Raw genomic sequence first — 25,402 nt, 5'->3', positions numbered from 1 at the left:
CGAATGAACAAGCAAGAGTTGCTTCATAAATGGATGAATGACGAGCTAACAGGAGCCGAACAGAGCGCTTTGCGTGAGGATCCTGAGATGCGCGCGATGATGGAAATTGCAGCACAAACGCGCAGTATGGAAGCTCCGGAGTTTCCAAAAGATGCCGTGTGGAAGAACATTCAGCAATTGAACAAACCGACTAAAGTGCGAACATTACAGCCGCTTAAGTATATGGTTAGAATTGCCGCTGTTTTTGCAATAGTCGCTTTCTCTTATGTTTTCTGGCAAGGTTTAGATACGGATATCAACACCGCGGTTGCCGAAAAAACAGAGATCACACTTCCAGATCAATCTCAAGTTGCCCTTAATGCCGATTCCTTTTTAACCTATAATGAACAAGATTGGAAAGACGCTCGCACGTTGCATTTAGATGGCGAAGCTTACTTTAAAGTTGCTAAAGGAAGTGCTTTTGTGGTAGAAACTGATCTTGGAGATGTTACTGTTCTCGGAACCCAATTCAATGTTTTTGCACGAGAGAACCTGCTTAAAGTAAGTTGCTTTGAAGGGGTCGTTTCTGTATCTTTAGACCAAGAGGTCATCACGTTAAAGGCTGGTGAAGCCTTGGAGTTAGAGACAGGCAGTGCCGTAAAGAATTTAACAACAAGCTTGAGTACCCCACGTTGGTTACAGGACGAAAGTTCTTTTAACAACGCCCCTTTAGCGGAAGTACTTAATGAATTGGAGCACTACTATAACATCCAACTAGAAGTAAGCGATATCGATCTGCAAAAGCGTTTCACTGGAAGCTTTACCCACCAAGATCTGGATATTGCCTTACAATCTATTTGTAACCCGCTTCAAATGACCTACAGCGTTTTAGACCAAAACAAAGTAGTGTTGAATGAGGCAAAGTAAATCTGGGTATTTCCTTCTGATCAGCTTACTACTGCTGATCACAAACACAACTGCATTTGCACAAGAGCAGATCAAGCTCAGCAGCTATCTCAAACAACTAGAGCGGCAAAACGATGTGCGTTTTTCTTATGCGCCGGAGGCTATTGAAGACATCAGTCTGACTCCTACCTCAACTCCAGATCTTCAGGCCAATATTGAATACATAAAAGCGAGAACTGGTTTACAGATCACCAAGATCAATGAACGCTATTACTCCGTAAGCGCTCCCAACAGCATTCACTTAGTCGTGCTTGACGCGGTAAATGGAGACCCCTTGCCCAATGCCAATGTAAGAATAGTGGATCAAGCGGCTGGTTATACCACCAATGCAGAAGGCAGCGTTTATATACCGAATCCGCCAAACACCATTTTTGTTCAAGTACAGTACTTGGGCTATCAGACCGAAGGACTCAACCTCGGTCCTGTTGAATACAATACTGTGGTTGTTAGTTTAAAGCCCAGCGTAGACCAGTTAGACGAGGTGTTACTGCAGCCTGTATTTACCCAAGGGATCTACAGAACCAATGATGGTTCTTATCGGTTCAATACGGAAAAATTTGGACTACTCCCGGGGATCGCAGAAACAGATGTTCTGCAGATTTCTCAAACGCTACCTGGAGTAGAAAGTGTAGATGAAACCGTATCCAACATTAATATTCGCGGCGGAAGCAACGGCGAGAATCTATTGCTTTGGGATGGCATGCGTGTTTATCAAAGCGGACACTTCTATGGGCTGATCTCTGCGATCAATCCGTATATCACAGAAGACGTATTTATTTACCGCAATGGAACCCACAGCCGCTACGGAGAAAGTGTTTCTGGTGTGATCGATCTTAAGGCAATGGACGAGGTCACTGATCAGATCCACGGAAAAGCGACCTTAAACCTTTTACATGCCAACGCCTTTTTAGACATTCCGATTAGCGAAAAACTCTCTGTGATGGTTGCTGGGAGAAGATCACTCAACGATCTGTATCAGACTCCTATATACAACAGTTATTCGGAGCGTGTGTTCCAAGATACACAGATCACCAACTTGGCCACTCCCAATGATCAATCAGATTTGAACACCTCAGAAGACTTCAACTTTTTTGACATTAGCGCGAAGGTCTTATACAATCCCTCACAAAAGGACCGCTTGCGTTTAAACTTCTTGGCCATAAACAATAACCTGAACTTCAATCAAAACCTTTCCAACGATGCTTTTGAACTCAGTGAAACCAGTGAACTCAACCAAGAGAACATTGCTGCTGGCTTGCATTGGCAGCGCACGTGGAACAGCAAATGGAGTAGCACAGTTGGAGCATACAGAAGTCAATACAATCTAGACGCTGCCAATTTTGAGTTACTTACCACAGAATTTGACACTCAGGGCAATGAGGTCATCTCTTTTGTAGGTCGTGCCCAAGTTTTATACCGACATAAAAAGAACCTCCAATGGGAAGCCGGTTATGAGTTTATGGAAACAGGAGTGACCAATAGCGATCAGACCACTACTCCAGAATTTAGGCGTAGGGTCAAGGAGGTCCTGGTAGGTCATCACCTGTACAACCAACTAGACTGGAATCCCTTTAACGGAAAAACACAGATTAATGCGGGCGTGCGTTTAACTCATTACCCAAAAATCAACGAATACCGTTTTGAACCGCGATTGAATCTGCATCAGAAACTCGGCGCTGGTTTCGCCCTTGAATTCCACGGAGAATTAAAAAGTCAAAGTCTTTCTCAAGCTGTAGCTTTCCAAAACGAGTTTTTAGGGGTAGAAAACCGAAGATGGATCCAAGCGAACGGAGATGAGATCCCATTGATCACGAGCGAGCAATGGTCTACGGGTCTGGTTTGGACAAGACGCAACTGGCTCGTCAATTTAGAATACTTTGAAAAATCTGTTGAAGGTATTAGTGCCACAACACAAGGTTTTCAAAATCAATTTGCAAACAGTGCAGCCTTGGGTTCCTATCAAGTCTTTGGTTTGGAACTGATAGTGAATAAACGCTGGCGCGGACTTGGGGCTTGGTTGGGCTATACCTACTCCAACAATGATTATCAGTTTGATGCTTTTGACCCACAGTCTTTTGCCAACAACCTAGACATTACGCACTCCTTGCGGGCTGCAGTTAGTTATGACTTAGGTCGATTGAGTACTGTTTTTGGGTTACAATGGCGCAGCGGAAAACCCTTTACGCTTCCACTAGGTGAAGCGCCATCAGCCATTCAGGACACGGAAGATATTCCCTTTAGCGCTCCTAATGCGGAAAGACTCACCTCCTACTTTAGAGCAGATCTGTCTTTTAAATACATTGTCTTGGATAAGTCGGGTTACACCCTAAAAGCGAATGCGGCCTTTCAGAACATCTTCAACAACAACAATCTATTGGATCGTTATTTTGTATCCCAACAAATTGGAGAAGATCAGTTTGCCATCAATCAGATTGAAAATAGATCCTTGCGCTTTACGCCAAACTTTGCACTGGAACTCAGCTTCTAAATTACATGCGCTCCGGCGCTGCTATTCCCAAAAGATTCAATGCTTTTTCTATGGTATTCCCTACAGTCTGTGAAAGTGTCACTCTAAAACGCAATTGTTCTGGTGAGTCCGCAGCAAAGATCGGTACGTTCTGGAAGAAGGAATTATAGGCCTTAACCAGATCATAAACATAATTGGCAATCAAGGCAGGACTATGCTGAGCAGCAGCAAGATGTACGGCTACTGGATAGTTCTGCAATTCCTTGATAACTGCGCGCTCCTTCTCTGTAAGGGCAACCGCAGCAGGGGCAGTGAGATCCATAGTCGCTGCTTTACGCAAGATCGCTTGAATGCGCGCATAGGTATATTGAATGAAAGGGCCCGTGTTTCCTTGAAAATCCACAGAAGCCTCCGGATCAAACAAGATTCGTTTTTTAGGATCGACCTTAAGGATATAATACTTCAATGCACCAAGACCGATATCTTGATACAGCGCCTGTTTTTGAGCATCCGTATAGCCGTCTAGTTTACCGAGTTCTGAAGCGATTGCTCCAGCCGTTGTTGCCATCTCTGCGATCAGATCATCGGCGTCAACTACCGTTCCTTCACGACTCTTCATTTTTCCACTAGGAAGATCCACCATTCCATAACTCAAATGGAACAAATTCTCCGCCCAAGTATAGCCGAGTTTCTTAAGGATCAAAAACAAGACCTTGAAGTGATAATCTTGCTCATTCCCCACGGTGTAGATCATCCCATTGGCATCTGGCATGTCCTTGATTCTTTGAATGGCGGTCCCAATGTCTTGAGTCATGTAGACCGCAGTACCGTCACTTCTGAGCACCAATTTTTCATCAAGACCTTCTTCGGTAAGGTCACACCAAACAGAACCGTCTTCTTTTTTAAAGAAAACACCCTTGGCCAAACCTTCCTCTATATTCTCTTTCCCTAACAAATAGGTATTGCTCTCGTAATAAAGGGTGTCAAAATCAACCCCTAAAGCCTCATAGGTAGCATCAAAACCTTGATACACCCAACCGTTCATGGTCTTCCAAAGTTCAACGGTTTCTGGGTCGCCAGCTTCCCACTTGCGCAGCATTTGCTGGGCTTCTAACAGCAGTGGCGCCTGCTCTTTTGCTTCGGACTCTGATTTACCGGCAGCTACCAATTCTTTTTGCTGAGCTTTGTATTCTTGATCGAATTTCACATAGTACTTTCCAACCAAATGATCTCCCTTCAAGCCACTCGTTTCTGGAGTCTCGCCTTCACCGAATAACTTCCAAGCCAACATACTTTTACAGATGTGGATCCCGCGGTCATTAATGATCTGCGTTTTATACACCTTCTTACCCGCTGCCTTTAAAATTTCAGCCACAGAATATCCCAAAAGGATGTTTCTAATATGCCCGAGGTGTAATGGTTTGTTGGTGTTCGGAGAAGAATACTCTACAATAACAGCATCCTCACCTTGAGGCTCATGACCAAAATCTGGATTTTCGGTAATGGTTTCAAAAGCCTCGTAGAAATAGGCATCACTCAAAGAGAGATTCAAAAATCCTTTGATGACATTAAAACCAGTAACCGCGGGTAGCTCGGCTTCTAAATAAGCGCCTAATGCTTCCCCGATTGCAACCGGATTCCCCTTGACCACCCGCAACATAGGAAACACAACTACGGTGATATCGCCTTCAAACTCTTTACGCGTGGCTTGGAATTCTACCTCGGAGAGTTCCGCCTGATAAAGACTTTTAAAAGCAGCTTGAATGTGGGTTGTCAATAGGGATTGCAAGTCCATAGCATCGATGATTTTAAGCCCCCAAAGATAAAATTTTTATTCCACTTGAAATGGCGGTATCTTTGTAAAAGAACCACCTCTGCTGCAATTTATCAAGCGCAGCCACCAGTACTTTTAGCATGAGAACACTACGCAACATCTTAGGCATTTCCCTACTTGTACTCACTTTGATGAGCTGCAAAGATCAGGTGCAAACCAATCCTGTTTCTGATGAAACACAAACCGCTGCAGAACCCAAAGACGCTGTGTTAGACAAGCTCTTTACCATGATGCAAGGATCTTTCAATTCTGCAAAACAGGCGCAAGCTGACAGTAGTTATTATGACATCAGTTTGCATATGGCTCCTATTTGGCCAGACCAGGGAAACTTTCTGTATGTAGAGCAGGCGGTCAGTGCTAATCAAGATCAGCCGTATCGTCAACGAGTCTACAAGCTAGAACGCGTGGATGACACCCGTATTGGATCTGTAGTTTATGAGATCCCTAACGATTCGCTTTGGATCGGAAAGTGGAAAACTCCTGAAGCTTTCAGTACGTTAAGCCCAGACGATCTAGAAATTCGTCAAGGCTGTACCGTGTTTTTACAAGCCACAGCAGATGGAGGCTTTTCTGGAAGCACAAGTGAAATGAGCTGTTTGAGCAGCCTTCGTGGAGCGTCTTATGCAACCTCTAAGGTTTCTGTTTATGCCGATCGGATCGAATCTTGGGACCAAGGTTTTGATGCTGAAGGCAATCAGGTTTGGGGCGCTGAAAAAGGTGGTTATGTGTTTGACAAGGCAGAACAAACCGAATCAAACCCCTCAGAATAAATCCATGATACTCAACACTTCCTATAACAACAAAGAGACCCGTCGTAAAATAGATGACATTTTAGGCAAGCCTTTCACCCTGCGCGAGCGCATCAAAAGAAAAGGAATTGGCTCCCCGCATATGCCTATTTCTCAAGCGAGTATTCAAATAGACAACTTGCTTAAACTGGATAACAACAGAAACATCTGCAATATTGAAATGAGACCCAACGGAATCATTGTAGGTTTTAGATCGCTATTGGAATCTTACGGACTAATCATCCCTTATTACAAACTAGTTCTCTTTAAAGGAGAAGCAGACACCTATTCAGTACACATGGATACCTATCGGGTTGCAATAGAAGCACGCAAAAAAGACAAAAGCATTCACAAGTTCATGAAAAAACTCATGGATGCCAAGGCTAGTTATGACGCAAGCGTTGCCGGCCCGATTTAATTTTCGTAACTTCATAGAATCAGCTACTAAACCCTTAAACGCTTTAGCAATTTAAATTCACGAGGGTGAAAATTCTACTTACTGGAGCCAATGGTTATATAGGCATGCGACTGCTTCCGCTACTCGTAAAAGAGGGACATGAAGTGATCTGTGCTGTTCGCAATCCCGCCAGACTTTCGGTCAATGAAAACCTGCGCTCCCAGATTAAAATAGTTACTATAGATTTTTTGGAAGACCCCAAATCGGGAGTACTTCCTAAAGATATTGATGCAGCTTATTACCTGATCCATTCCATGTCTGCCTCCACCTCCGACTTTGACGAAAAAGAGGCCCGATCTGCTAAAAATTTCAATGAAATGCTCGCAGAGACCAATTGCAAACAAGTGATATACCTGGGCGGAATTGTCAATGAGAATGAGCTCTCCAAACACCTCTCCTCAAGAAAGAATGTAGAAGATATTTTGGCGGAGGGTCCTGCGGCATTAACGGTGTTGCGGGCTGCCATCATTGTAGGCTCCGGGAGTGCTTCTTTTGAGATCATTAGAGATCTCTGCGAGAAACTACCCCTAATGATCACCCCGAAGTGGGTTAAAACACGCTGCCAACCCATTGCAATAAGAAATGTAATTCAATACTTGATCGGGGTTCTGGGACATGAAAAAACCTATAATGAAGTTTTCGATATTGGAGGGCCTGATGTTTTGACCTACAAGGAAATGATGAAGACCTATGCGAGGGTCAGAAAGCTACGCCTACTGATCTTGGATGTACCGGTGATGACCCCAAAGCTTTCCTCCTACTGGCTGTATTTTGTCACCTCAACATCCTATCCTTTGGCTATGAATCTGGTGGATAGCATGCGGGTTGAAGTGATTACCAAGGATCGCCGTTTACAGCAGCTACTGCATATAGACCCTATTCCGTATCAACAGGCCATTGAATTGGCTTTTGAGCGTATAGAACAGAACCAAGTGATCTCTAGCTGGAAGGACTCCTTAGTAGCAGGTCGCTTTACGAAAGACTTAAAGAAGTATGTTAAGGTACCCTCATACGGCTGTGTGAAAGATCACCAGAGTATTCCCATAGAAGATTCCAAAGAGGTGCTCCATAATATCTGGTCTATTGGCGGAGCTCGTGGCTGGTATTACGGCAATGCGCTTTGGAAGATCCGTGGATATATTGATAAGCTTGTAGGAGGCGTTGGGCTTAGACGTGGTAGGACGCATCCCGATAAGATCTTTGAAGGAGATGCTTTGGATTTTTGGCGGGTCATCCTGGCCGATAAAGAAGCCAAACGACTCTTGCTGTTTGCTGAAATGCGCGTACCTGGAGAGGCTTGGTTGGAATTTGAGATCGATTCTAAGAATGTCTTGCACCAAACCGCAACCTTTAGACCTCGTGGGTTAACAGGACGACTATATTGGTATGCCATGCTGCCGTTCCACTATTTTATTTTTAGTGGGATGATCCGCAATATTGCTACGAAAAGATATTAAGCGCGCGGTAAGAATACTTCTGCCATCATACAACGAGCGCTTCCACCTCCGCAGGTTTCTATGGTCTCAAGTTCGCTGCTGAGAATGCCACAGTACTTCTCTATTTGATCACGTTGCTCCGCGTTAAGCGAGCGTTCAGCTGCTGCACTCATCACTAGGAATTTGCGTTCACTACCCTTCACCTGCAGCATATTGCCCGCAAAGTTTTGCAATTGCTGCTCAGTAATATTAACGATCTCCTTACCCGTTTGCTTGAGGTGATTCACGACAGCTTTGCGCTCCTTTTTGTCGTCGATGGAATCGAGACAGATCACACAAAATTCCTCTGCAACACACATCATTACGTTGGTGTGGTATATCGGTAATCGTTTGTCATCTACGGTTTGATAGGCCGTAAAAACAACAGGATCGTATTCAAAATCTTCACAGAATTCAATGAAAAGACCCTCGTCGGCTCTAGGAGACAAGGCGCAATAGGCCTTCTTGTTTACGCGGTCTAAAATCAGACTACCAGTCCCTTCTAAAAAGACATCTTCTTGTTCAGCCTCGCTGTAATCAATGAACTGTTCAATGACAAAACCTTCGCTTTCTAAGCGTCTAAAGACTTCCATACGGCGTTCCTTCCTTCTGTTCTCTGCAAACATAGGATACAAAGCCACGGTTCCGTCAGCATGAAAACTAACCCAATTATTAGGAAAGATAGAATCTGGCGTATCGGCCAAGATATCATCGTGCTCTACAACAACGTTCACCCCAACTTCTCTGAGCTTAGCCACAAAATCATCAAACTCAGCTTGAGCCAAGGTGTTGATATTTGCATTCTTCTCTGCAAGGTCTTCTTGGAAGTAATTGTTCACCGCGGTTTGCTCGTTCATGCGAAAGGCTACCGGACGGATCATCAGCAGGGTGTCTGTAATTTGTTGCATGCTTATTTTTTTGGCAAATTTAAATAAGTAAAAGGGAATTTCAGCAGTGAAATTAATCCCTAATTAGCGGCAAAGTACTGCATCTTAAAAGCCCTTCCTGCTTAGCGATCTCTGCATAAGGAACTTCCTCTACAGTGATGCCATGGCCACGCATCCACGTATTGAGACGAGTAAAGTTTCTCTCTGAGATCACCACATCTGGAGCAATGGAGAATACGTTAGAGAACATATTGTACATCTCGTCCTTATCAATGTGGAAGCAATTGTCAGCACCAAAGTGATTCACCAGCCACAAATACTCTTGTTCATTGAGAAAACCTTCTTTGTGGATGATGCATTTGTCGTGCCCGATGGGTTGAAAACAACAATCTAAATGCAAGGCATTGTCACGAGCCACGGTGTTGGATTTTCTGAGCTCAAAGGCTTTGACAATCCTATTTGGGAATTCTACCTGTAGTGCTTTTACGGCTTTATCATTGGTTCGCGCCGTGATATAGCTCGAATAATCATCGCCTGTATAAGTGCCTACAAAAAGATAATCTCCCCAAGGCATAACATCACCGCCTTCTACGTGACATTCCTCTGGGAAGGTTATGCGTTTGTCTTTTGGAATGGTCTCCCAAACATGACGGATGGCGTCAAATTCGTTGGCTCTATCCGGCAGGATGTTGGCCTTGACCATTTTATCGTCTATGACAAAAGCAATATCTCTTGAAAAAATCTGATTGCAATCCTCGATCAGCTCTGGACGGTATACGGTCACGTCGTACTTATTGAGTACTGCTGCGACAGCTTCCATTTCTGGAACCATGTCTTTTTCTAGTGGATAAGTCCCAGCAAGGACATGCGCCAAGCTCTTGGGATCATAGCAATCTTCTGGTTTAGGAGTGGGCCCGTTACTGTCTGCTCTGCCTAATACTACGGCCCTAAGCCGAGCAGTCTCGTTGGTAATGTTTAGTTGCATAAAAAGAAAGCTCCATGATTTCTCATGAAGCTTTTAGATTATCGTTGATAAATGGGCTTGAACTCGCGGTGGTTCTCCCCGATATAAATTTGTCTTGGCCTACCGATCGGCTCTTTGCGCAAGCGCATTTCACGCCACTGCGCGATCCAACCTGGCAGACGTCCTAAAGCAAACATAGGCGTAAACATCTCTGTTGGAATTCCAAGAGAACGGTAAATGATCCCTGAATAGAAATCTACGTTCGGATACAGTTTACGATCTACGAAGTACGGATCTTCCAAAGCTTCTTTTTCTAGACCTTTGGCAATATCCAATACTGGATCTTCTACACCTAGATCTCCAAGTACCTCATCGGCAGCTTTTTTGATGATTCGCGCACGTGGGTCAAAGTTCTTGTACACACGGTGTCCGAATCCCATCAAACGGAAAGGATCACTCTTGTCCTTGGCCTTAGCCATATATTTTTTAGTATCACCACCGTCTTCACGGATGGCTTCTAACATTTCAATTACTGCTTGGTTGGCTCCTCCGTGCAATGGTCCCCATAGGGCATTGATCCCTGAGGCCAAACTTGCAAACAATCCTGCATGAGAAGAACCAACGATACGCACAGTACTTGTAGAACAGTTCTGCTCGTGGTCTGCGTGAAGGATCAATAACTTGTCCAAAGCATCTGTCACCACCTTGTTAGATACGTATTCTCCGCTCGGCTTTTTGAACATCATTTTCAAGAAGTTCTCTACGTAGCCCAAAGAATCGTCTCCGTAGTCTAAAGCCAATCCACTACGCTTGCGGTAGGCCCAAGCAGTCAGCACCGGGAATTTCCCAAGGATTCGAACAATGGCTAAATACATGGCCTCTTCTGAATCCACATCCACAGAGGATGGGTTAAAAGCGATAAGCGCGTTGGTCAAAGATGACAATACGCCCATTGGATGTGCGGACTTTGGAAAGCCGTCTAATATTTTCTTTACATCTTCATCAACGTGAGAGTGATGCTTGATGTCTGCGTGGAACTTGTCTAGCGTTTCCTTGTCTGGTAGTTCTCCAAAAATCAACAAATAGGCTACTTCTAAAAAGTCCGCTTTCTCTGCAAGCTCCTCAATAGAATATCCTCGGTAACGCAAAATTCCATTCTCACCATCTAGGTAAGTAATGGCACTCATACAAGAACCTGTGTTTTTATACCCCGGGTCAATGGTCACCACACCACCGGTGGCACCACGAAGGGTTTTGATGTCTATGGCAAGCTCGTTTTCTGTTCCCTCAACTATCGGAAATTCATACTTCTTTCCATCAATTTCTAGCGTAGCAATTTTTGTCATAGGTGTAATAAATGTTGATTTATTGGTGTTCTAGCAAATTTACGAAATATCGACCGAAAATTTTAACATTTGACAATTACACCATGCTGATTTAAGCTTTTATTAACGGATTGATAGAAAATAAAAAAACCGCCTCGAGGGCGGTTTTGATTATATCCGATTGATCTTTAGATCTTAAAGGCTTTTCTGCCAGGATAATACGCTGTTTCTGCAAGCTGTTCTTCTATGCGTAACAACTGATTATACTTGGCCATACGGTCACTTCTAGAAGCCGATCCGGTTTTGATCTGACCTGTATTTAGCGCCACAGCAAGATCTGCGATGGTGTTGTCCTCAGTTTCTCCGCTTCGGTGAGACATTACAGAAGTGTAACCTGCATTCTTGGCCATGTTTACGGCAGCAATCGTTTCTGTCAAGGTTCCGATCTGATTTACTTTGATCAAAATTGAGTTAGCGATGTCGTTCTCAATACCACGAGACAAACGCGTCACATTGGTCACAAACAAGTCATCACCTACCAATTGAACCTTTTCTCCTACCAATTCGGTCAAATACTTCCAACCGTCCCAGTCGTTCTCATCCATACCATCTTCAATAGAGATGATCGGGTACTTTTCGCAAAGTGAAGCTAGGTATTCTGCTTGCTCCTTAGAGGTTCTCACCTTACCTGAATCGCCTTCAAACTTAGAATAGTCATAAGCGCCATCCACGTAAAATTCTGCGGCCGCACAGTCCAAGGCTACCATGATCTGGTCTCCGAAGGAATAACCGGCATTCTTAACAGCCAAAGCAATAGTGTCTAGTGCATCTTCTGTTCCGTCCAATTCAGGAGCAAATCCACCTTCATCACCTACCGCAGTACTCAAACCGCGATCGTGCAATACTTTTTTCAAATGGTGGAAGATCTCCGTTCCCATTTTAAGTGCTTCTGTAAAACTAGTAGCTTCAACAGGCATTACCATAAACTCTTGGAAGGCAATAGGCGCATCAGAGTGTGACCCACCGTTGATGATGTTCATCATAGGAACCGGCAGCGTATTGGCGCTCACGCCTCCTACATAACGATACAACGGCATTCCCAATTCGCCCGCCGCAGCTTGAGCCGCAGCTAAAGAAACACCTAGAATAGCATTAGCTCCAAGCTTGGATTTATTCTCGGTACCGTCTAGTTCTATCATGATCTGGTCGATAAGGTTCTGTTCAAAAACAGAAACACCCAATAAGGTCCCAGCGATCTTACCGTTGACATTCTCAACAGCTTTGGTAACGCCTTTACCCATATAATCTGAACCGCCATCGCGAAGCTCTACAGCTTCATGTTCTCCAGTGGAAGCTCCAGAAGGTACTGCAGCGCGTCCCACTACTCCATTCTCAGTAATTACATCTACCTCTACGGTTGGATTCCCACGGGAATCAAAGATCTGTCTTGCGTGAATATCGACAATTATACTCATTTAATTAGGGTTTAGTTTGGAGCGTGAATATACGAAAGTCCTCGCATTTTCGCTTTAATTTAAAATGAAGAAAGCCCTTGAAACAAGGGCTTTTCTACGAAAACGTTTGCGGACTTTACAGCCCTATTTAAGGCTTTAAGCCATACTAGCGACGAACTCATCAAACAAATACGAAGCGTCATGTGGCCCCGGGCTTGCCTCTGGGTGGTACTGTACTGAAAAGCACTTTTTACCTTTAACACGGATTCCAGCTACAGTGTGATCGTTTAGGTGTACGTGGGTGATTTCTACATTTGGATTCGCCTCGGTTTCCTCTCTATTGATCGCAAAACCGTGGTTTTGAGAAGTGATCTCTCCTTTACCGGTCAAAAGGTTTTTGATCGGGTGATTGATCCCACGGTGCCCGTGGTGCATCTTGTATGTAGAAATACCGTTAGCCAATGCGATGACTTGATGCCCAAGACAGATTCCGAAGAGCGGAAGATCCTTATCTAAAATATCTTTTGCCGTATTGATGGCGTCTTTAAGCGGTTCCGGATCTCCAGGACCGTTTGAGAAAAAGTAGCCGTGCGGCTCAAATTCTGCCAAGGTCTCAAAAGAAGTATTGTAAGGGAACACCTTGACATAACAGTCTCTCTCAACCATGTTTCTCAAGATGTTCTTCTTGATCCCAATGTCTACTGCGGCTACGCGGTATTTAGCGTCAGGGTTTCCAACCGTATAAGGTTCTTTGGTTGATACTTTTGAGGCTAGCTCCAATCCGTCCATATTTGGAACCGCAGCCAACTCCTTGCGCAATTCATCCAAACGATCCACTTCTGTGGTGATCACCGCATTCTGTGCTCCGTTGTCACGAATATGACTTACCAAAGCGCGGGTGTCTACGTCTGAGATCGCGATCAAGTTGTTCTTGGCCAAAAAGTTCTCTAGAGAATCATCTGCCAAAGGACGCGAATAATTGTAGCTGAAATTGCGACAGATCAAACCAGCGATCTTAATACCATCTGATTCCACCTCATCACTGTGGGTGCCGTAATTCCCAATGTGAGCATTGGTAGTCACCATTAATTGTCCGTAATAAGAAGGGTCGGTAAAGATCTCTTGATAACCGGTCATTCCGGTGTTGAAACAAACTTCTCCAAATGCGCTACCGGTCACTTCGCCGACAGCTTTTCCTTGAAAAACAGTACCGTCTGCGAGGAGAACGACGGCCGGTTTTCTTAACTGATACTTCATGCAGAAAAAGATTTGTCAAAAATACGCAGAATGCGGATTGCTGTAAAATGTTTTGTTCTAAAAGTTTTAAACAAATTGTGGACTTTATCAGCAATCAAAAAAAAAGAGCGCACCAGGCGCTCTTCTCATATAGTTTTAAAACCACTACTTTAATAGAAATGAGAACATACGGCTCACATCTATTTCCTTTTTAAAGGAGAGGTTGTATTTCTTTGCGTAGGCTTCTACTTCATCCGCTTGATTCCCGGCGAGCTTCAACAAGTTCTTTTTCTTGAACTTGAACAACTCCACATTGCCGTCGCGCTCCAAGTAATAATTACTGCGATGCACATAACGACTCTTGCGGTTGACCATTGGGTTGTCTGAACCTTCTTTGATATCGATGAACCACTTTTTCAAGATGGCGAATTCATCATTCTCAAAGATCACTTCATAAACATCATACAAGCCTTTAGAAGGAATGAAACGCGCTTTGAATTCTCTGGAGTTTACAAAAACACGATTGACGTTTTCAAATCCGAAGGTAAAAACCGTGTCCTTACTGATCTCGGATTCAAATACACCACGATCAATATTGAAATTGATGTTTCTGATCAAAAGCTTTCGCTCCTCAGAAGTTATAAACACCCCCTTATTGTTCCACTGCTCAAAGAGATAAAGTGAACCTTCAATATTTTTAGGCGGATTGATTACCAAGGAGGTGCTTCCAATGTTAGCACCATCAGGACCGTAGGTAGCCAATGCTCCTAAATTATTATTGTTCGCGTTAACTGTGGTTTGCAATTGAGCAAAGCCAGTACTCACTGCCAGCAATAGCAGTATGAGCGTGGTATAGGGATGTCTCTTCGTCATATATTCAATCTTCCTTTGGGGATTCTATTGCTGATGCTGCATTTTATACAAGTGGATCAAGATCTGAGCCACATCATTGTCGTCTTTAAAAGAGAGACGGTTAGCCTTAGCATAGGCTTCAAGCTGATCTGCTTGATCACCGGCCATGGCCAAAATAGTCTTCTTTTTCAATTTGAAACGGGTCAAACGCTGACCTTCTAACTTGTAGTAGTACTCCTTTTGAATGATCTTGCGCTTGTTGCGATTGATCATCGGATTTGGATTAGCCTCTCTGATCTCTATGGCAAATTCTTTGACAATAGAATAATCAGGACACTCAAATACCACTTGGTACATAGCGTTTCCACCACGACTCGGTGTAAAGATGCTTTTGAACACCGTATTGTTGAATACGATCTTATCGTATCCGGTTACACCTAAGTTAAAGATGGAATCTTGCTTGAACTTTGAAACTACAGCTCCTTCCAAGATGTCATAGTTCATTTTTGGGAAGACGTATTTCTTGTCTCCCGCATAAACATAACCCTTGGCGGCCCATTCATCAAATAGCATCACAGATCCCTCCGTGTTGGGTTGACTCTGCCAATTGTCAAAATCGCGAATACTTGCTACACCCTCAATTTTTTGAATATCATCCACATTAATCAAGAGGGTTCCTTCATCTCCTTGGAAAAGTCCAACGGAGTTTGAAGAGCTACCAAATACGGCGCTTGTAGTTACCTGTTGTTCTCCTTGTTGGGCAAAAGCCATACCAGCTATGCCGCACAGCATGATAAGCAATGATTTTTTCATAGTAATAATCAAGTTTAGTTAGTATTGCGCAGCTGCTAGCCAGCCCTTATTTGCGAGAAGCGTAATTAAGAATAAGCTTTAGATCTTCTTCTTTACTGAACGACTTGTCATACTTGCGGGCATATTCTTTGGCACGTTCAACCATTTCTTGGTCTTCTAGAGCTTCTAGAATAGCACGCTTACGCAATTTAAATTCTTCTAATTTGGTCTCCGTTTCCAAATAATAGGTCACACGCTGAATGTACTTGTCTCTAGGACGTGCGATCATTGGGTTTGGAGAAGCCTCTAAAATATCTACCGTGTATCCTTTAAGGATGGTGAAATCATCACCGCGGTAAATCACTTCAAAAGCTTTGTTTCTTTTGATCTCATCCAGGTAGAAGCTTTTAAACTCGCGTCCGCCTACGATGATCTTTTCAATACTGGTAAAGTTGTAGGCTACAATTGAGTCTCCTGCTACTTTACGTTCAAACATACTGCGTTGTATGTTGAAGTTGATGTTGCTTTCTCTAAAAGAACCTCCAGTTCCTTTAGCTACGATGGTGGCTGATTGATCCCATCCGTCAAAAAGATATATCGAACCTTCACGGTCAAACTTCGGGTTATAGAAGGTAGCCGCTCCAGTAAATTGATTTCCTTGATTCGGGTTGTTAGCTAAATTGCTAACAGCACCTTGGTTTGCTGCCTGATTGGCATCCACGTCTGTGTTTTGTGCAAAGCCTACTGTTGCGCACAACAGCGCTAGACACAAAGAGGTAATTTTCATGTTGCTAAATTTTATAGTGTTCAAAACAATTTCTTTTCGTCAAAACAAAACCCATTTTCACAGTTCAGGTCACGGTAGCCCGGTTTTGACTTCTCCTCAAAAATATCAAATATAAAGCCAAAAAAGGGTAAGCTTTTGTAAAACCTTACCCTTTCCTATCTGTTAAATATTTGCTAATCTATTCTTCCTCCTTAGAAGCAGCGGCAGGAGCGGCGGCAGCAGGAGCTGCTTTCTTACCTCCGCGTCCACGACGAGTGGACTTCTTCTTAGCAGGTTTACCAGCATTGTACAGTTCGTTGTAGTCAACCAATTCGATCATCGCCATATCAGCGTTATCTCCTAATCGGTTCCCCAACTTAATGATACGAGTGTAACCACCTGGACGATCTCCAACTTTTACAGCTACGTCTCTGAACAATTCAGAAACCGCATCTTTTTGACGCAAACGACTAAATACGATACGACGGTTGTGTGTAGTATCTTCTTTACTCTTGGTGATCAATGGCTCCACAAACTTCTTTAAAGCTTTCGCTTTTGCAGTTGTGGTGTTGATGCGCTTGTGCTCGATAAGTGAGCAAGCCATATTGGCCAACATCGCTTTGCGATGCGCAGTCTTTCTACCTAAGTGGTTTGTTTTTTTCCCGTGTCTCATGACTTTTTAGTTTTCCAGTGTCTTGCATCGACCCACTCTGGGGAGCAAAATACTCTGGGGGTTTATAATTTGCTAATCGGTATGATTAGTCTCTATCTAGTTTGTACTTGGACAAATCCATTCCGAAGCTAAGGCCTTTAACGCTTACTAGCTCTTCTAGCTCAGTAAGTGATTTTTTACCGAAGTTTCTGAACTTCATCAAATCGTTCTTGTTGTAAGAAACCAAATCTCCTAAAGTATCTACTTCTGCAGCCTTCAAACAGTTCAAAGCACGAACAGAAAGATCCATATCGATCAATTTGGTTTTCAACAATTGACGCATGTGCAAGGACTCCTCATCGTAAGTTTCAGTCTGTGCGATCTCATCAGCCTCAAGGGTGATACGCTCGTCACTGAACAACATGAAGTGGTGGATAAGAGTCTTAGCAGCTTCTGTCAAAGCATCTTTAGGATGAATAGAACCGTCAGAGTTGATCTCGAATACCAACTTTTCGTAGTCAGTCTTCTGCTCTACACGATAGTTCTCAATGCTATACTTTACGTTTTTAATCGGCGTAAAGATAGAATCAGTAAAAATGGTTCCTAAAGGCGCATTGGCTTTCTTGTTCTCTTCTGCCGGAACATATCCACGTCCTTTTTCAATGGTGATCTCAAGGTTCAAGTTAACCTTAGGATCCATATTGCAAATAACCAAGTCAGGGTTTAACACCTGGAATCCAGAGATAAATTTCTGGAAGTCACCGGCGGTTAGCTGCTCGTTCCCAGAAACGGAAACGGTTACGGTCTCGTTGTCGATCTCGTCGATTTGACGCTTAAAGCGGATCTGCTTTAGGTTGAGAATGATCTCAGTAACGTCTTCAACAACACCGGCAATGGTCGAAAATTCATGATCGACCCCTTCGATACGAACCGAAGTGATTGCAAACCCTTCCAAAGAAGAAAGCAACACACGTCTAAGTGCGTTACCAATGGTCAATCCGTAGCCAGGCTCCAAGGGACGGAATTCAAACTTCCCTTCGAACTCAGTCGAGTTGATCATTATTACTTTGTCGGGTTTCTGAAAATTAAATACTGCCATAGTTTTAAAACTCCTGTATGGGTTATTATTTAGAATACAATTCTACGATGAACTGCTCGTTGATGTTCTCTGGAATCTGGATTCTCTGAGGAACAGCTACGAAAGTTCCTTCTTTGGTCTCGTTGTTGAATGTAATCCATTCGAACACATTGCTAGAGGCACTCAAAGAACGCTCGATAGTCTCAAGCGATTTAGATTTTTCACGAACAGCAACAACATCTCCAGGCTTCAACTGGTACGATGGAATAGTTACTTTACCACCGTTAACAGTGATGTGTGCGTGAGAAACCAATTGACGGGCACCGCTACGTGTTGGAGCGATTCCCATACGGTATACTACGTTGTCTAAACGAGACTCACATAGTTGCAACAATACCTCACCGGTAATTCCAGGAGCTGCAGTTGCTTTTTTGAAAAGGTTACGGAACTGACGCTCCAAGATACCGTAAGTGTACTTCGCTTTTTGCTTTTCAGCTAGCTGAATAGCGTACTCACTTTTCTTCCCACGACGACGGTTGTTACCGTGTTGCCCTGGAGGGTAATTGCGTTTTTCGAACGACTTGTCGTCGCCAAAGATTGCTTCGCCGAATTTACGAGCGATCTTAGATTTTGGACCAGTATATCTTGCCATTTTAAAATTTGTTTGAAAGGAGCACTAAATTAAGGTCGTCCTCTAGTGCTAATGATCCTTTCGGTTTATACTTAATTAATTATACTCTTCTTCTTTTAGGAGGGCGACATCCGTTGTGTGGCATTGGAGTCACGTCGATGATCTCGGTGATCTCAATTCCAGAGTTGTGGATGGTACGCATGGCAGATTCTCTACCATTTCCTGGGCCTTTAACATAGGCCTTTACTTTACGAAGACCAGCTTCACGAGCTACACCACATGCATCTTCTGCCGCTAATTGAGCAGCGTAAGGGGTGTTTTTCTTAGAGCCTCTAAAGCCCATTTTCCCAGCTGAAGACCAGGAAATAACGTCTCCGTTCTTATTTGTCAAGGATATGATGATGTTATTGAATGAAGCAGTAATGTGGGCCTCCCCAACAGCTTCAACAACCACCTTTCTCTTCTTAGTACTTTTACCAGACTTTGCCATTGCTTCAGTGATTATTTAGTAGCCTTCTTCTTGTTGGCAACTGTTTTACGTTTTCCTTTACGGGTTCTTGAGTTGTTCTTAGTGCGTTGGCCACGAAGCGGTAAACCTGCTCTGTGACGAATTCCACGGTAACAACCGATATCCATCAAACGCTTGATAGAAAGTTGTACCTCTGAACGTAACTCCCCTTCGATTTTGTAATACCCTACGGCATCACGAATTTTCCCGATCTCATCATCGGTCCACTCGGATACTTTAGTGTCTTCACTAACTCCAGCTTTGTCCAAAATATCTTTGGCTCGGCTTCTTCCGATTCCATAGATATAGGTTAACGCGATTACACCCCTTTTTTGCTTCGGGATATCTACACCTGCGATTCTTGCCATAATTATCCTTGTCTTTGTTTGAACCTAGGGTTCTTTTTGTTGATTACATATAAGCGACCTTTTCTGCGAACGATCTTGCAGTCTGCGCTTCTTTTTTTAATAGATGCTCTTACTTTCATCTCTTCTATTTTTTTCTTTAAGATGAACCTGATAAAAAAATATTCAGATTCAGGATTTCGCTTTTATTGTTTTATTTTTTTCAATTAAGCTCTCAATAAAACAATTAAAGCTCAATTCATCTCTCTAATTTTTATCAGATATTAGTATCTGTAGGTGATCCGAGCCTTAGTCAAATCGTAAGGACTCATCTCTAGTTTTACTTTATCTCCTGGTAATAACTTGATGTAGTGCATACGCATCTTTCCGGAAATATGAGCCGTCACTACGTGACCATTCTCTAATTCTACACGGAACATCGCATTAGATAATGCTTCAATGATGCTTCCGTCTTGTTCGATTGCCGGTTGTTTTGCCATATTATGCTACTGCTTTTCTGTTTTTACCTGACTTCATCAATCCGTCGTAATGACGGTTGAGTAAGTACGAATTAATTTGTTGCATGGTATCGATAGCCACCCCAACCATAATCAGTAGGGAAGTACCACCGAAGAATAATGCCCAACCTTGTTGGATCCCCATGATGTTCTGAACGATTGCAGGAAATACTGCAATGGCAGCCAAGAACAAAGAACCCGGGAAGGTAATTTGTGACATTACTCGGTCTAAGAATTCAGCTGTATCCGTTCCTGGTTTGATCCCTGGAATGAATCCGCCGCTTCTTTTAAGATCATCAGCCATTTTGTTGGTCGGTACTGTGATCGCCGTATAGAAATACGTAAATACAATAATTAGTATTGCGAACACTACGTTGTACCAAAGTCCAAATGGATTGTTGAATTCTGCTTGTACGCTTTCTGCCCAAGTACTCTCAGACAAACTAGCCAAAGCAGCTGGCACGAACATGATCGCCTGAGCGAAGATGATCGGCATTACTCCAGAAGCGTTCAATTTCAATGGAATGAATTGACGCGCTCCAAAGATGTTCTTCTCGTATCCACCGCTTGCAGTTCTGCGGGCATATTGCACCGGTATCTTCCGCACAGCCATCACCAGCATCACCGATGCTAGGATGATCAGGAACCAGATCACCAATTCTAAAAGAATCATGATAGCTCCACCACCACCAGCTTGCAAACGTGAGTTAATCTCTTGTGCAAACGATTGTGGAAGCGTAGCGATGATACCCACCATAATAAGTAGCGAGATACCGTTTCCGATTCCTTTGTCCGTGATCTTCTCACCCAACCACATAGCGAACACACACCCAGTAGTTAAGATGATCACAGAAGTGAAATAGAACATAAATCCTCTTGGAAGGATATAGGCCTCTGGCGGTACACCTAAGGCGTCAAGTCCAATAAGGTAACTCGGCGCTTGTACCAAACAGATCGCGATGGTCAACCAACGCGTGATCTGCGTGATCTTCTTACGACCACTCTCTCCTTCTTTCTGTAATTTCTGCAAATAGGGAACTGCGATCTGCATCAGCTGTACCACAATCGAAGCCGAGATATACGGCATGATTCCCAAGGCAAAAACCGAAGCGTTGGCAAAAGCCCCTCCGGTAAATGCGTTTAGAATCGCTCCAATTCCTCCGCCTTCAAACTTTCCAGAAAACTCGGCCAATTGTGCCGCATCGATGTTCGGAAGTACTACTTGAGCACCGAATCGATACACCAACAAAAGACTGAGCGTAACCAGAATGCGGTTGCGCAGTTCTTCTATTTTCCAAACATTCTTTAAGGTTTCAATAAACTTCATCCTTAGTAATGTATTACAGCGTTATGGCTTCTCCACCAGCAGCTTCGATAGCTTGCTTAGCAGTAGCCGTAAATTTGTGAGCAGTTACGGTCAATTTGGCTTTAAGTTCTCCTCTTCCTAAAATCTTCACTAAATCATTCTTATGAGCCAAACGCAACGCTACCAATTCTTCAATTGAAACGCTGTCTTTGATCTTCTTGTCGTCAACCATTTTCTGTAGGGTATCCAAGTTGATTCCTTGGTACTCTTTACGGTTGATATTTTTGAAACCAAACTTAGGTACACGACGTTGTAGTGGCATTTGTCCACCTTCAAATCCTAATTTCTTAGAATATCCTGAACGTGACTTGGCACCTTTGTGACCACGGGTAGCAGTTCCTCCTTTACCGGAACCTTGCCCGCGTCCTACGCGCTTGCCTTTGCCATGTACTGAACCTTCGGCTGGTTTTAAGTTGCTTAAATCCATGAGTAATATCTTAGTTGGCTTCTACAGAAACCAGGTGTTGTACTTTGTTTATCATGCCAAGAATATTTGGCGTGTTCTCGTGCTCAACGGTTTGCCCAATCTTGTGCAAGCCTAAGGCCTCCAACGTTCTCTTTTGATTCTGAGTACGGTTGATTGCAGAGCGAACTTTGGTTACTTTAATCTTTGCCATTCTTGTGCGATTTATCCTTTAAACAATTTTTCCAATGAAATACCGCGCTGCTTAGCTACAGTTTGCGCGCTGCGCATTTGCAACAAAGCATCAAAGGTAGCCTTTACCACGTTGTGTGGGTTAGACGAACCTTGCGACTTAGAAAGTACATCGTGTACTCCTACGGCTTCCAATACTGCACGTACTGCACCACCTGCGATTACCCCGGTACCGGGAGCAGCTGGCATAAGGTTTACACGAGCTCCGCCGTATTTACCTTTTTGTTCGTGTGGCAATGTAGCCTTGTTCAATGGGATACGTACTAAGTTTTTCTTAGCGTCTTCAACAGCCTTAGCGATAGCGCTAGCCACATCCTTAGATTTTCCAAGTCCGTGTCCAACTACACCATTCTCATCTCCTACTACTACAATAGCAGAAAATCCGAAAGCTCTACCCCCTTTGGTTACTTTAGTTACCCGTTGTACGCCTACCAAACGATCTTTAAGCTCAAGACCTCCTGGTTTTACTAATTCTACGTTTTTATAATCTTTGTACATATCTTAGAATTTTAAGCCGCCTTCACGGGCTCCTTCGGCTAATGATTTTACTCTTCCGTGGTATAGATATCCACCGCGATCGAATGATACTGATTCCAGACCAGCCTTCACTGCTTTCTCTGCGATAGCTACACCCACTGCCTTAGCAGTTTCTGATTTGTTTGCTCCACTGATTCCTTTGTCACGAGATGAAGCTGCAGTGATAGTCACTCCGTTCACGTCGTCGATCAATTGAGCATAGATCTCTTTATTACTTCTGAACACAGCAAGTCTAGGACGCTGTGCGGTACCTGCAACAGTTTTGCGAATACGGTTGCGGATTCTCTCTCTTCTGTCTGATTTTGATAATGCCATAACCTAACTGTTTATGCAGATTTACCTGCTTTTCTTCTGATTTGTTCTCCGACAAACTTGATTCCTTTTCCTTTGTAAGGCTCAGGCTTGCGGTAGCTGCGGATCTTAGCTGCTACTTGACCAACAAGCTGTTTGTCGTGAGATGTTAATTTGATGATCGGATTCTTTCCTTTTTCAGAAATAGTTTCCACTTTCACCTCAGGAGCGATGTCCATAACGATGTTGTGTGAAAATCCGATGGCTATGTCTAGTTTCTGACCCTGGTTGCTTGCGCGGTATCCTACCCCTACAAGTTCCAACTCTTTGGTCCAACCTTCTGAGACACCGACCACCATATTGGCGATAAGTGCGCGGTACAATCCGTGCTTAGCGCGGTGGTCTTTGTGATCTGAAGGACGCTCCACAGTTACCTGACCGTCTTCTACCTTTACGGTGATATCGCTCAGATCCTGTGTTAACTCGCCTAACTTCCCTTTTACTGTAACAGCGTTCCCGTTTACTTCTACGGTTACACCGTCAGGGATTGCTACTGGGCTTTTTCCTATTCTTGACATGGTTCTAGTCTCTTTTTAATATACGTAACAAAGTACCTCTCCACCTACATTCTGGCCAGTAGCTTGCTTACCGGTCATTACTCCCGCAGAAGTAGACACGATTGCAATTCCTAAACCATTCAATACTCTAGGCATTTCGTTGGCACCGGCATACTTACGTAGACCTGGTTTACTAATTCTTTGAATCTTCTTGATCACTGGATCTTTGGTAAGCTTGTCATACTTCAAAGCGATCTTGATAGTTCCCTGAGGACCTTGCTTGTCTTCGAATTTGTAGCTTAAAATGAATCCCTGATCAAAAAGGATCTTAGTGATCTCTTTTTTCAAGTTAGAAGCAGGTACCTCTACCACACGGTGGCCGGCAGCTACTGCATTTCTAACACGAGTCAGATAATCTGCGATTGGATCTGTTGTCATTTATAATTGATTGCGGTGAGGGTTTCCTTTCTTGTTTTAGGACCTTCCACCAGTTAAACGTTTACCAGCTTGCTTTACGAACTCCTGGAATCAAACCTTTGTTGGCCATTTCTCTAAACATTACACGAGAAATTCCGAATTGTCTCATGTAACCCTTAGGACGTCCTGTAAGCTTGCAACGGTTGTGCATGCGTACTGGAGAAGCGTTCTTAGGAAGCTTTTGCAATGCTTCGTAATCACCAGCCTCTTTTAACGCCTTACGCTTCTCAGCATATTTGGCAACTAGTTTGGCTCTTTTTACCTCGCGGGCTTTCATTGATTCTTTAGCCATCTCTTAGTTCTTTTTAAAGGGTAATCCCAGTTCAGTTAATAATGATTTAGCTTCTTTATCGGTCTCTGCAGAGGTTACGAAAGTGATGTTCATCCCCTCGATCTTACGCACCTTGTCGATGTCGATCTCTGGGAAGATGATCTGCTCAGTAACTCCTAAAGAGTAGTTTCCACGTCCGTCAAAACCTGTAGCCTTGATTCCGTTGAAATCGCGAACACGTGGCAATGCCGATGTGATCAAACGATCAAGGAATTCGTACATGCGCTCTCCGCGCAATGTAACCATGGCTCCAATTGGCATTCCCTTACGCAACTTAAAGGTTGCAACGTCTTTCTTAGAGATCGTTTGGATTGCCTTTTGACCTGTGATGTTAGTCAACTCCTCTACCGAGTACTCGATAAGTTTCTTGTCAGCCACAGCAGCACCAATACCTCTGGATACTACAATTTTCTCCAATTTTGGTACCTGCATTACGTTAGCATACCCGTACTCATCGGTAAGGGCGTTCATCACGCGGCTTCTGTATTCTTCTTTAAGTCTTGGTGTATAGCCCATAACTAAATTACTTCATTAGATTTCTTGGAAAAACGTACTTTTTTCCCGTCATCCATTCTGTATCCTACACGTGTTGCATCTCCCGACTTAGGGTCGATTAGCGACAGGTTAGAAATGTGAATGGCAGCTTCTTTCTCTACGATGCCTCCCTGAGGATTGTTAGCGCTTGGCTTCTGGTGCTTCTTTACAAGATTTACACCTTCAACGATGGCTTTATTGGCATCAGCCATAACGCGTAGTACCTTACCTTCTGAACCTTTGTGGTCTCCAGCAATTACTGTTACGTTATCTCCTGTTTTAATTTTCAGCTTTGTCATTTGTCTGATCGATTAAAGCACTTCTGGTGCCAATGATACAATCTTCATGAATTGCTTATCGCGAAGCTCTCTCGCAACTGGTCCAAATACACGAGTTCCGCGCATTTCTCCAGTAGCGTTTAACAGTACACAAGCGTTGTCATCAAAACGGATATAAGATCCATCTGGACGACGTACTTCCTTCTTCACACGTACTACCACAGCGGTAGAAACGGTTCCTTTCTTTACTGTACCGTTTGGAGTGGCTTCTTTCACGGTAACTACAATCTTGTCCCCAATCGACGCATAACGACGCTTGGTTCCTCCCAATACACGGATGGTAAGTACTTCCTTAGCTCCTGTATTGTCTGCTACTTTTAGTCTTGATTCCTGTTGTACCATG

At 43.6% G+C, this 25,402-nt stretch carries 32 protein-coding genes; 5 read left to right on the top strand and 27 right to left on the bottom strand.

Going from position 1 to position 25,402, the window contains the following annotated elements; all coding sequences use genetic code 11:
* Positions 1–3 precede the first annotated feature (3 nt).
* Together POW22_RS06490 and POW22_RS06485 are read left to right on the top strand one after the other, a co-directional pair.
* On the top strand, positions 4–906 hold the full coding sequence (locus POW22_RS06490; protein ID WP_272831806.1) for a FecR family protein: 903 nt from the start codon (positions 4–6) through the stop codon (positions 904–906).
* The gene (locus POW22_RS06485; protein ID WP_272831805.1) at positions 893–3,433 is read left to right on the top strand and encodes a TonB-dependent receptor; all 2,541 of its coding nucleotides are present in this window, start codon (positions 893–895) and stop codon (positions 3,431–3,433) included. The genes POW22_RS06490 and POW22_RS06485 overlap by 14 nt, the downstream gene beginning before the upstream one ends.
* 1 nt (position 3,434) lies before the next feature.
* On the opposite strand, the gene argS is transcribed toward POW22_RS06485, so the two are convergent.
* Positions 3,435–5,207 carry an arginine--tRNA ligase gene (argS, locus tag POW22_RS06480; RefSeq protein WP_272831804.1) on the bottom strand — a complete coding sequence of 591 codons (1,773 nt, stop codon included), beginning with the start codon at positions 5,205–5,207 and terminating at the stop codon, positions 3,435–3,437.
* Positions 5,208–5,326: 119 nt separating this feature from the next.
* Here argS and POW22_RS06475 point away from each other — a divergent pair, with 119 nt between their 5' ends.
* The 3 genes from POW22_RS06475 (at position 5,327) to POW22_RS06465 (ending at position 7,948) form a co-directional block, all read left to right on the top strand.
* Positions 5,327–6,016: a chromophore lyase CpcT/CpeT gene (locus POW22_RS06475; protein WP_272831803.1), complete on the top strand. Its 690-nt coding sequence runs from the start codon at positions 5,327–5,329 to the stop codon at positions 6,014–6,016.
* 4 nt (positions 6,017–6,020) lie between these two features.
* Positions 6,021–6,452, top strand: a complete 432-nt coding sequence (locus POW22_RS06470; protein WP_272831802.1) for a hypothetical protein — start codon at positions 6,021–6,023, stop codon at positions 6,450–6,452.
* A gap of 65 nt (positions 6,453–6,517) precedes the next feature.
* Positions 6,518–7,948, top strand: coding sequence for an SDR family oxidoreductase (locus POW22_RS06465; RefSeq protein ID WP_272831801.1), 1,431 nt, complete (start codon positions 6,518–6,520; stop codon positions 7,946–7,948).
* Here POW22_RS06465 and ctlX read toward each other — a convergent pair.
* The 26 genes from ctlX to rplN form a co-directional block, all read right to left on the bottom strand.
* Complete coding sequence (ctlX, locus tag POW22_RS06460) at positions 7,945–8,874, bottom strand: citrulline utilization hydrolase CtlX (RefSeq protein WP_272831800.1); 930 nt, start codon at positions 8,872–8,874, stop codon at positions 7,945–7,947. The genes POW22_RS06465 and ctlX overlap by 4 nt on opposite strands.
* A 52-nt stretch (positions 8,875–8,926) precedes the next feature.
* A complete protein-coding gene (locus tag POW22_RS06455) occupies positions 8,927–9,838 on the bottom strand; it encodes a dimethylarginine dimethylaminohydrolase family protein (protein ID WP_272831799.1) in 912 nt (303 codons plus the stop codon).
* Positions 9,839–9,876: 38 nt separating this feature from the next.
* Complete coding sequence (locus tag POW22_RS06450) at positions 9,877–11,163, bottom strand: citrate synthase (RefSeq protein WP_272831798.1); 1,287 nt, start codon at positions 11,161–11,163, stop codon at positions 9,877–9,879.
* A 167-nt stretch (positions 11,164–11,330) separates the two neighbouring features.
* The gene (gene eno, locus POW22_RS06445; RefSeq protein WP_272831797.1) at positions 11,331–12,617 is read right to left on the bottom strand and encodes a phosphopyruvate hydratase; all 1,287 of its coding nucleotides are present in this window, start codon (positions 12,615–12,617) and stop codon (positions 11,331–11,333) included.
* A gap of 135 nt (positions 12,618–12,752) precedes the next feature.
* On the bottom strand, positions 12,753–13,853 hold the full coding sequence (carA, locus tag POW22_RS06440; RefSeq protein ID WP_272831796.1) for a glutamine-hydrolyzing carbamoyl-phosphate synthase small subunit: 1,101 nt from the start codon (positions 13,851–13,853) through the stop codon (positions 12,753–12,755).
* Positions 13,854–13,997: 144 nt separating this feature from the next.
* Complete coding sequence (locus tag POW22_RS06435) at positions 13,998–14,705, bottom strand: hypothetical protein (protein ID WP_272831795.1); 708 nt, start codon at positions 14,703–14,705, stop codon at positions 13,998–14,000.
* A gap of 24 nt (positions 14,706–14,729) precedes the next feature.
* On the bottom strand, positions 14,730–15,497 hold the full coding sequence (locus tag POW22_RS06430; protein WP_272831794.1) for a hypothetical protein: 768 nt from the start codon (positions 15,495–15,497) through the stop codon (positions 14,730–14,732).
* Between the two features lie 46 nt (positions 15,498–15,543).
* Positions 15,544–16,263 (bottom strand): hypothetical protein, encoded by a 720-nt coding sequence (locus POW22_RS06425; RefSeq protein WP_272831793.1) that lies wholly within the window; start codon positions 16,261–16,263, stop codon positions 15,544–15,546.
* A gap of 178 nt (positions 16,264–16,441) precedes the next feature.
* Complete coding sequence (rplQ, locus tag POW22_RS06420; protein WP_272831792.1) at positions 16,442–16,915, bottom strand: 50S ribosomal protein L17; 474 nt, start codon at positions 16,913–16,915, stop codon at positions 16,442–16,444.
* Positions 16,916–17,000: 85 nt separating this feature from the next.
* A complete protein-coding gene (locus tag POW22_RS06415) occupies positions 17,001–17,993 on the bottom strand; it encodes a DNA-directed RNA polymerase subunit alpha (RefSeq protein WP_272831791.1) in 993 nt (330 codons plus the stop codon).
* Positions 17,994–18,018: 25 nt separating this feature from the next.
* The gene (gene rpsD, locus POW22_RS06410) at positions 18,019–18,624 is read right to left on the bottom strand and encodes a 30S ribosomal protein S4 (protein WP_087524628.1); all 606 of its coding nucleotides are present in this window, start codon (positions 18,622–18,624) and stop codon (positions 18,019–18,021) included.
* A 79-nt stretch (positions 18,625–18,703) separates the two neighbouring features.
* Positions 18,704–19,093, bottom strand: a complete 390-nt coding sequence (gene rpsK / locus POW22_RS06405; protein WP_272831790.1) for a 30S ribosomal protein S11 — start codon at positions 19,091–19,093, stop codon at positions 18,704–18,706.
* An 11-nt stretch (positions 19,094–19,104) separates the two neighbouring features.
* Positions 19,105–19,479 carry a 30S ribosomal protein S13 gene (gene rpsM / locus POW22_RS06400; protein ID WP_272831789.1) on the bottom strand — a complete coding sequence of 125 codons (375 nt, stop codon included), beginning with the start codon at positions 19,477–19,479 and terminating at the stop codon, positions 19,105–19,107.
* Positions 19,480–19,481: 2 nt separating this feature from the next.
* Complete coding sequence (ykgO, locus tag POW22_RS06395; protein ID WP_010519235.1) at positions 19,482–19,598, bottom strand: type B 50S ribosomal protein L36; 117 nt, start codon at positions 19,596–19,598, stop codon at positions 19,482–19,484.
* A gap of 141 nt (positions 19,599–19,739) precedes the next feature.
* Positions 19,740–19,955 (bottom strand): translation initiation factor IF-1, encoded by a 216-nt coding sequence (infA, locus tag POW22_RS06390; RefSeq protein WP_008613577.1) that lies wholly within the window; start codon positions 19,953–19,955, stop codon positions 19,740–19,742.
* Between the two features lies 1 nt (position 19,956).
* Positions 19,957–21,300, bottom strand: a complete 1,344-nt coding sequence (gene secY, locus POW22_RS06385) for a preprotein translocase subunit SecY (protein WP_272831788.1) — start codon at positions 21,298–21,300, stop codon at positions 19,957–19,959.
* A 13-nt stretch (positions 21,301–21,313) separates the two neighbouring features.
* Positions 21,314–21,766 carry a 50S ribosomal protein L15 gene (gene rplO / locus POW22_RS06380; RefSeq protein ID WP_272831787.1) on the bottom strand — a complete coding sequence of 151 codons (453 nt, stop codon included), beginning with the start codon at positions 21,764–21,766 and terminating at the stop codon, positions 21,314–21,316.
* 10 nt (positions 21,767–21,776) lie between these two features.
* Positions 21,777–21,956, bottom strand: a complete 180-nt coding sequence (gene rpmD / locus POW22_RS06375) for a 50S ribosomal protein L30 (protein WP_272831786.1) — start codon at positions 21,954–21,956, stop codon at positions 21,777–21,779.
* Positions 21,957–21,967: 11 nt separating this feature from the next.
* A complete protein-coding gene (gene rpsE / locus POW22_RS06370; RefSeq protein WP_272831785.1) occupies positions 21,968–22,492 on the bottom strand; it encodes a 30S ribosomal protein S5 in 525 nt (174 codons plus the stop codon).
* A gap of 3 nt (positions 22,493–22,495) precedes the next feature.
* On the bottom strand, positions 22,496–22,846 hold the full coding sequence (gene rplR / locus POW22_RS06365) for a 50S ribosomal protein L18 (RefSeq protein WP_272831784.1): 351 nt from the start codon (positions 22,844–22,846) through the stop codon (positions 22,496–22,498).
* Positions 22,847–22,857: 11 nt separating this feature from the next.
* On the bottom strand, positions 22,858–23,400 hold the full coding sequence (rplF, locus tag POW22_RS06360; RefSeq protein ID WP_272831783.1) for a 50S ribosomal protein L6: 543 nt from the start codon (positions 23,398–23,400) through the stop codon (positions 22,858–22,860).
* A 15-nt stretch (positions 23,401–23,415) separates the two neighbouring features.
* Positions 23,416–23,817: a 30S ribosomal protein S8 gene (rpsH, locus tag POW22_RS06355; RefSeq protein ID WP_272831782.1), complete on the bottom strand. Its 402-nt coding sequence runs from the start codon at positions 23,815–23,817 to the stop codon at positions 23,416–23,418.
* 61 nt (positions 23,818–23,878) lie between these two features.
* Positions 23,879–24,148, bottom strand: a complete 270-nt coding sequence (rpsN, locus tag POW22_RS06350) for a 30S ribosomal protein S14 (RefSeq protein ID WP_087524618.1) — start codon at positions 24,146–24,148, stop codon at positions 23,879–23,881.
* Between the two features lie 3 nt (positions 24,149–24,151).
* Complete coding sequence (rplE, locus tag POW22_RS06345) at positions 24,152–24,703, bottom strand: 50S ribosomal protein L5 (protein WP_272831781.1); 552 nt, start codon at positions 24,701–24,703, stop codon at positions 24,152–24,154.
* 2 nt (positions 24,704–24,705) lie between these two features.
* Complete coding sequence (gene rplX / locus POW22_RS06340; protein WP_087524616.1) at positions 24,706–25,020, bottom strand: 50S ribosomal protein L24; 315 nt, start codon at positions 25,018–25,020, stop codon at positions 24,706–24,708.
* Positions 25,021–25,032: 12 nt separating this feature from the next.
* Positions 25,033–25,401 (bottom strand): 50S ribosomal protein L14, encoded by a 369-nt coding sequence (rplN, locus tag POW22_RS06335; protein WP_272831780.1) that lies wholly within the window; start codon positions 25,399–25,401, stop codon positions 25,033–25,035.
* Position 25,402 lies beyond the last annotated feature (1 nt).

It is taken from the genome of Gilvibacter sediminis, from assembly GCF_028561565.1.
Taxonomy (GTDB): domain Bacteria; phylum Bacteroidota; class Bacteroidia; order Flavobacteriales; family Flavobacteriaceae; genus Gilvibacter; species Gilvibacter sediminis.
This window is presented reverse-complemented; position numbering and strand designations above follow the sequence as displayed.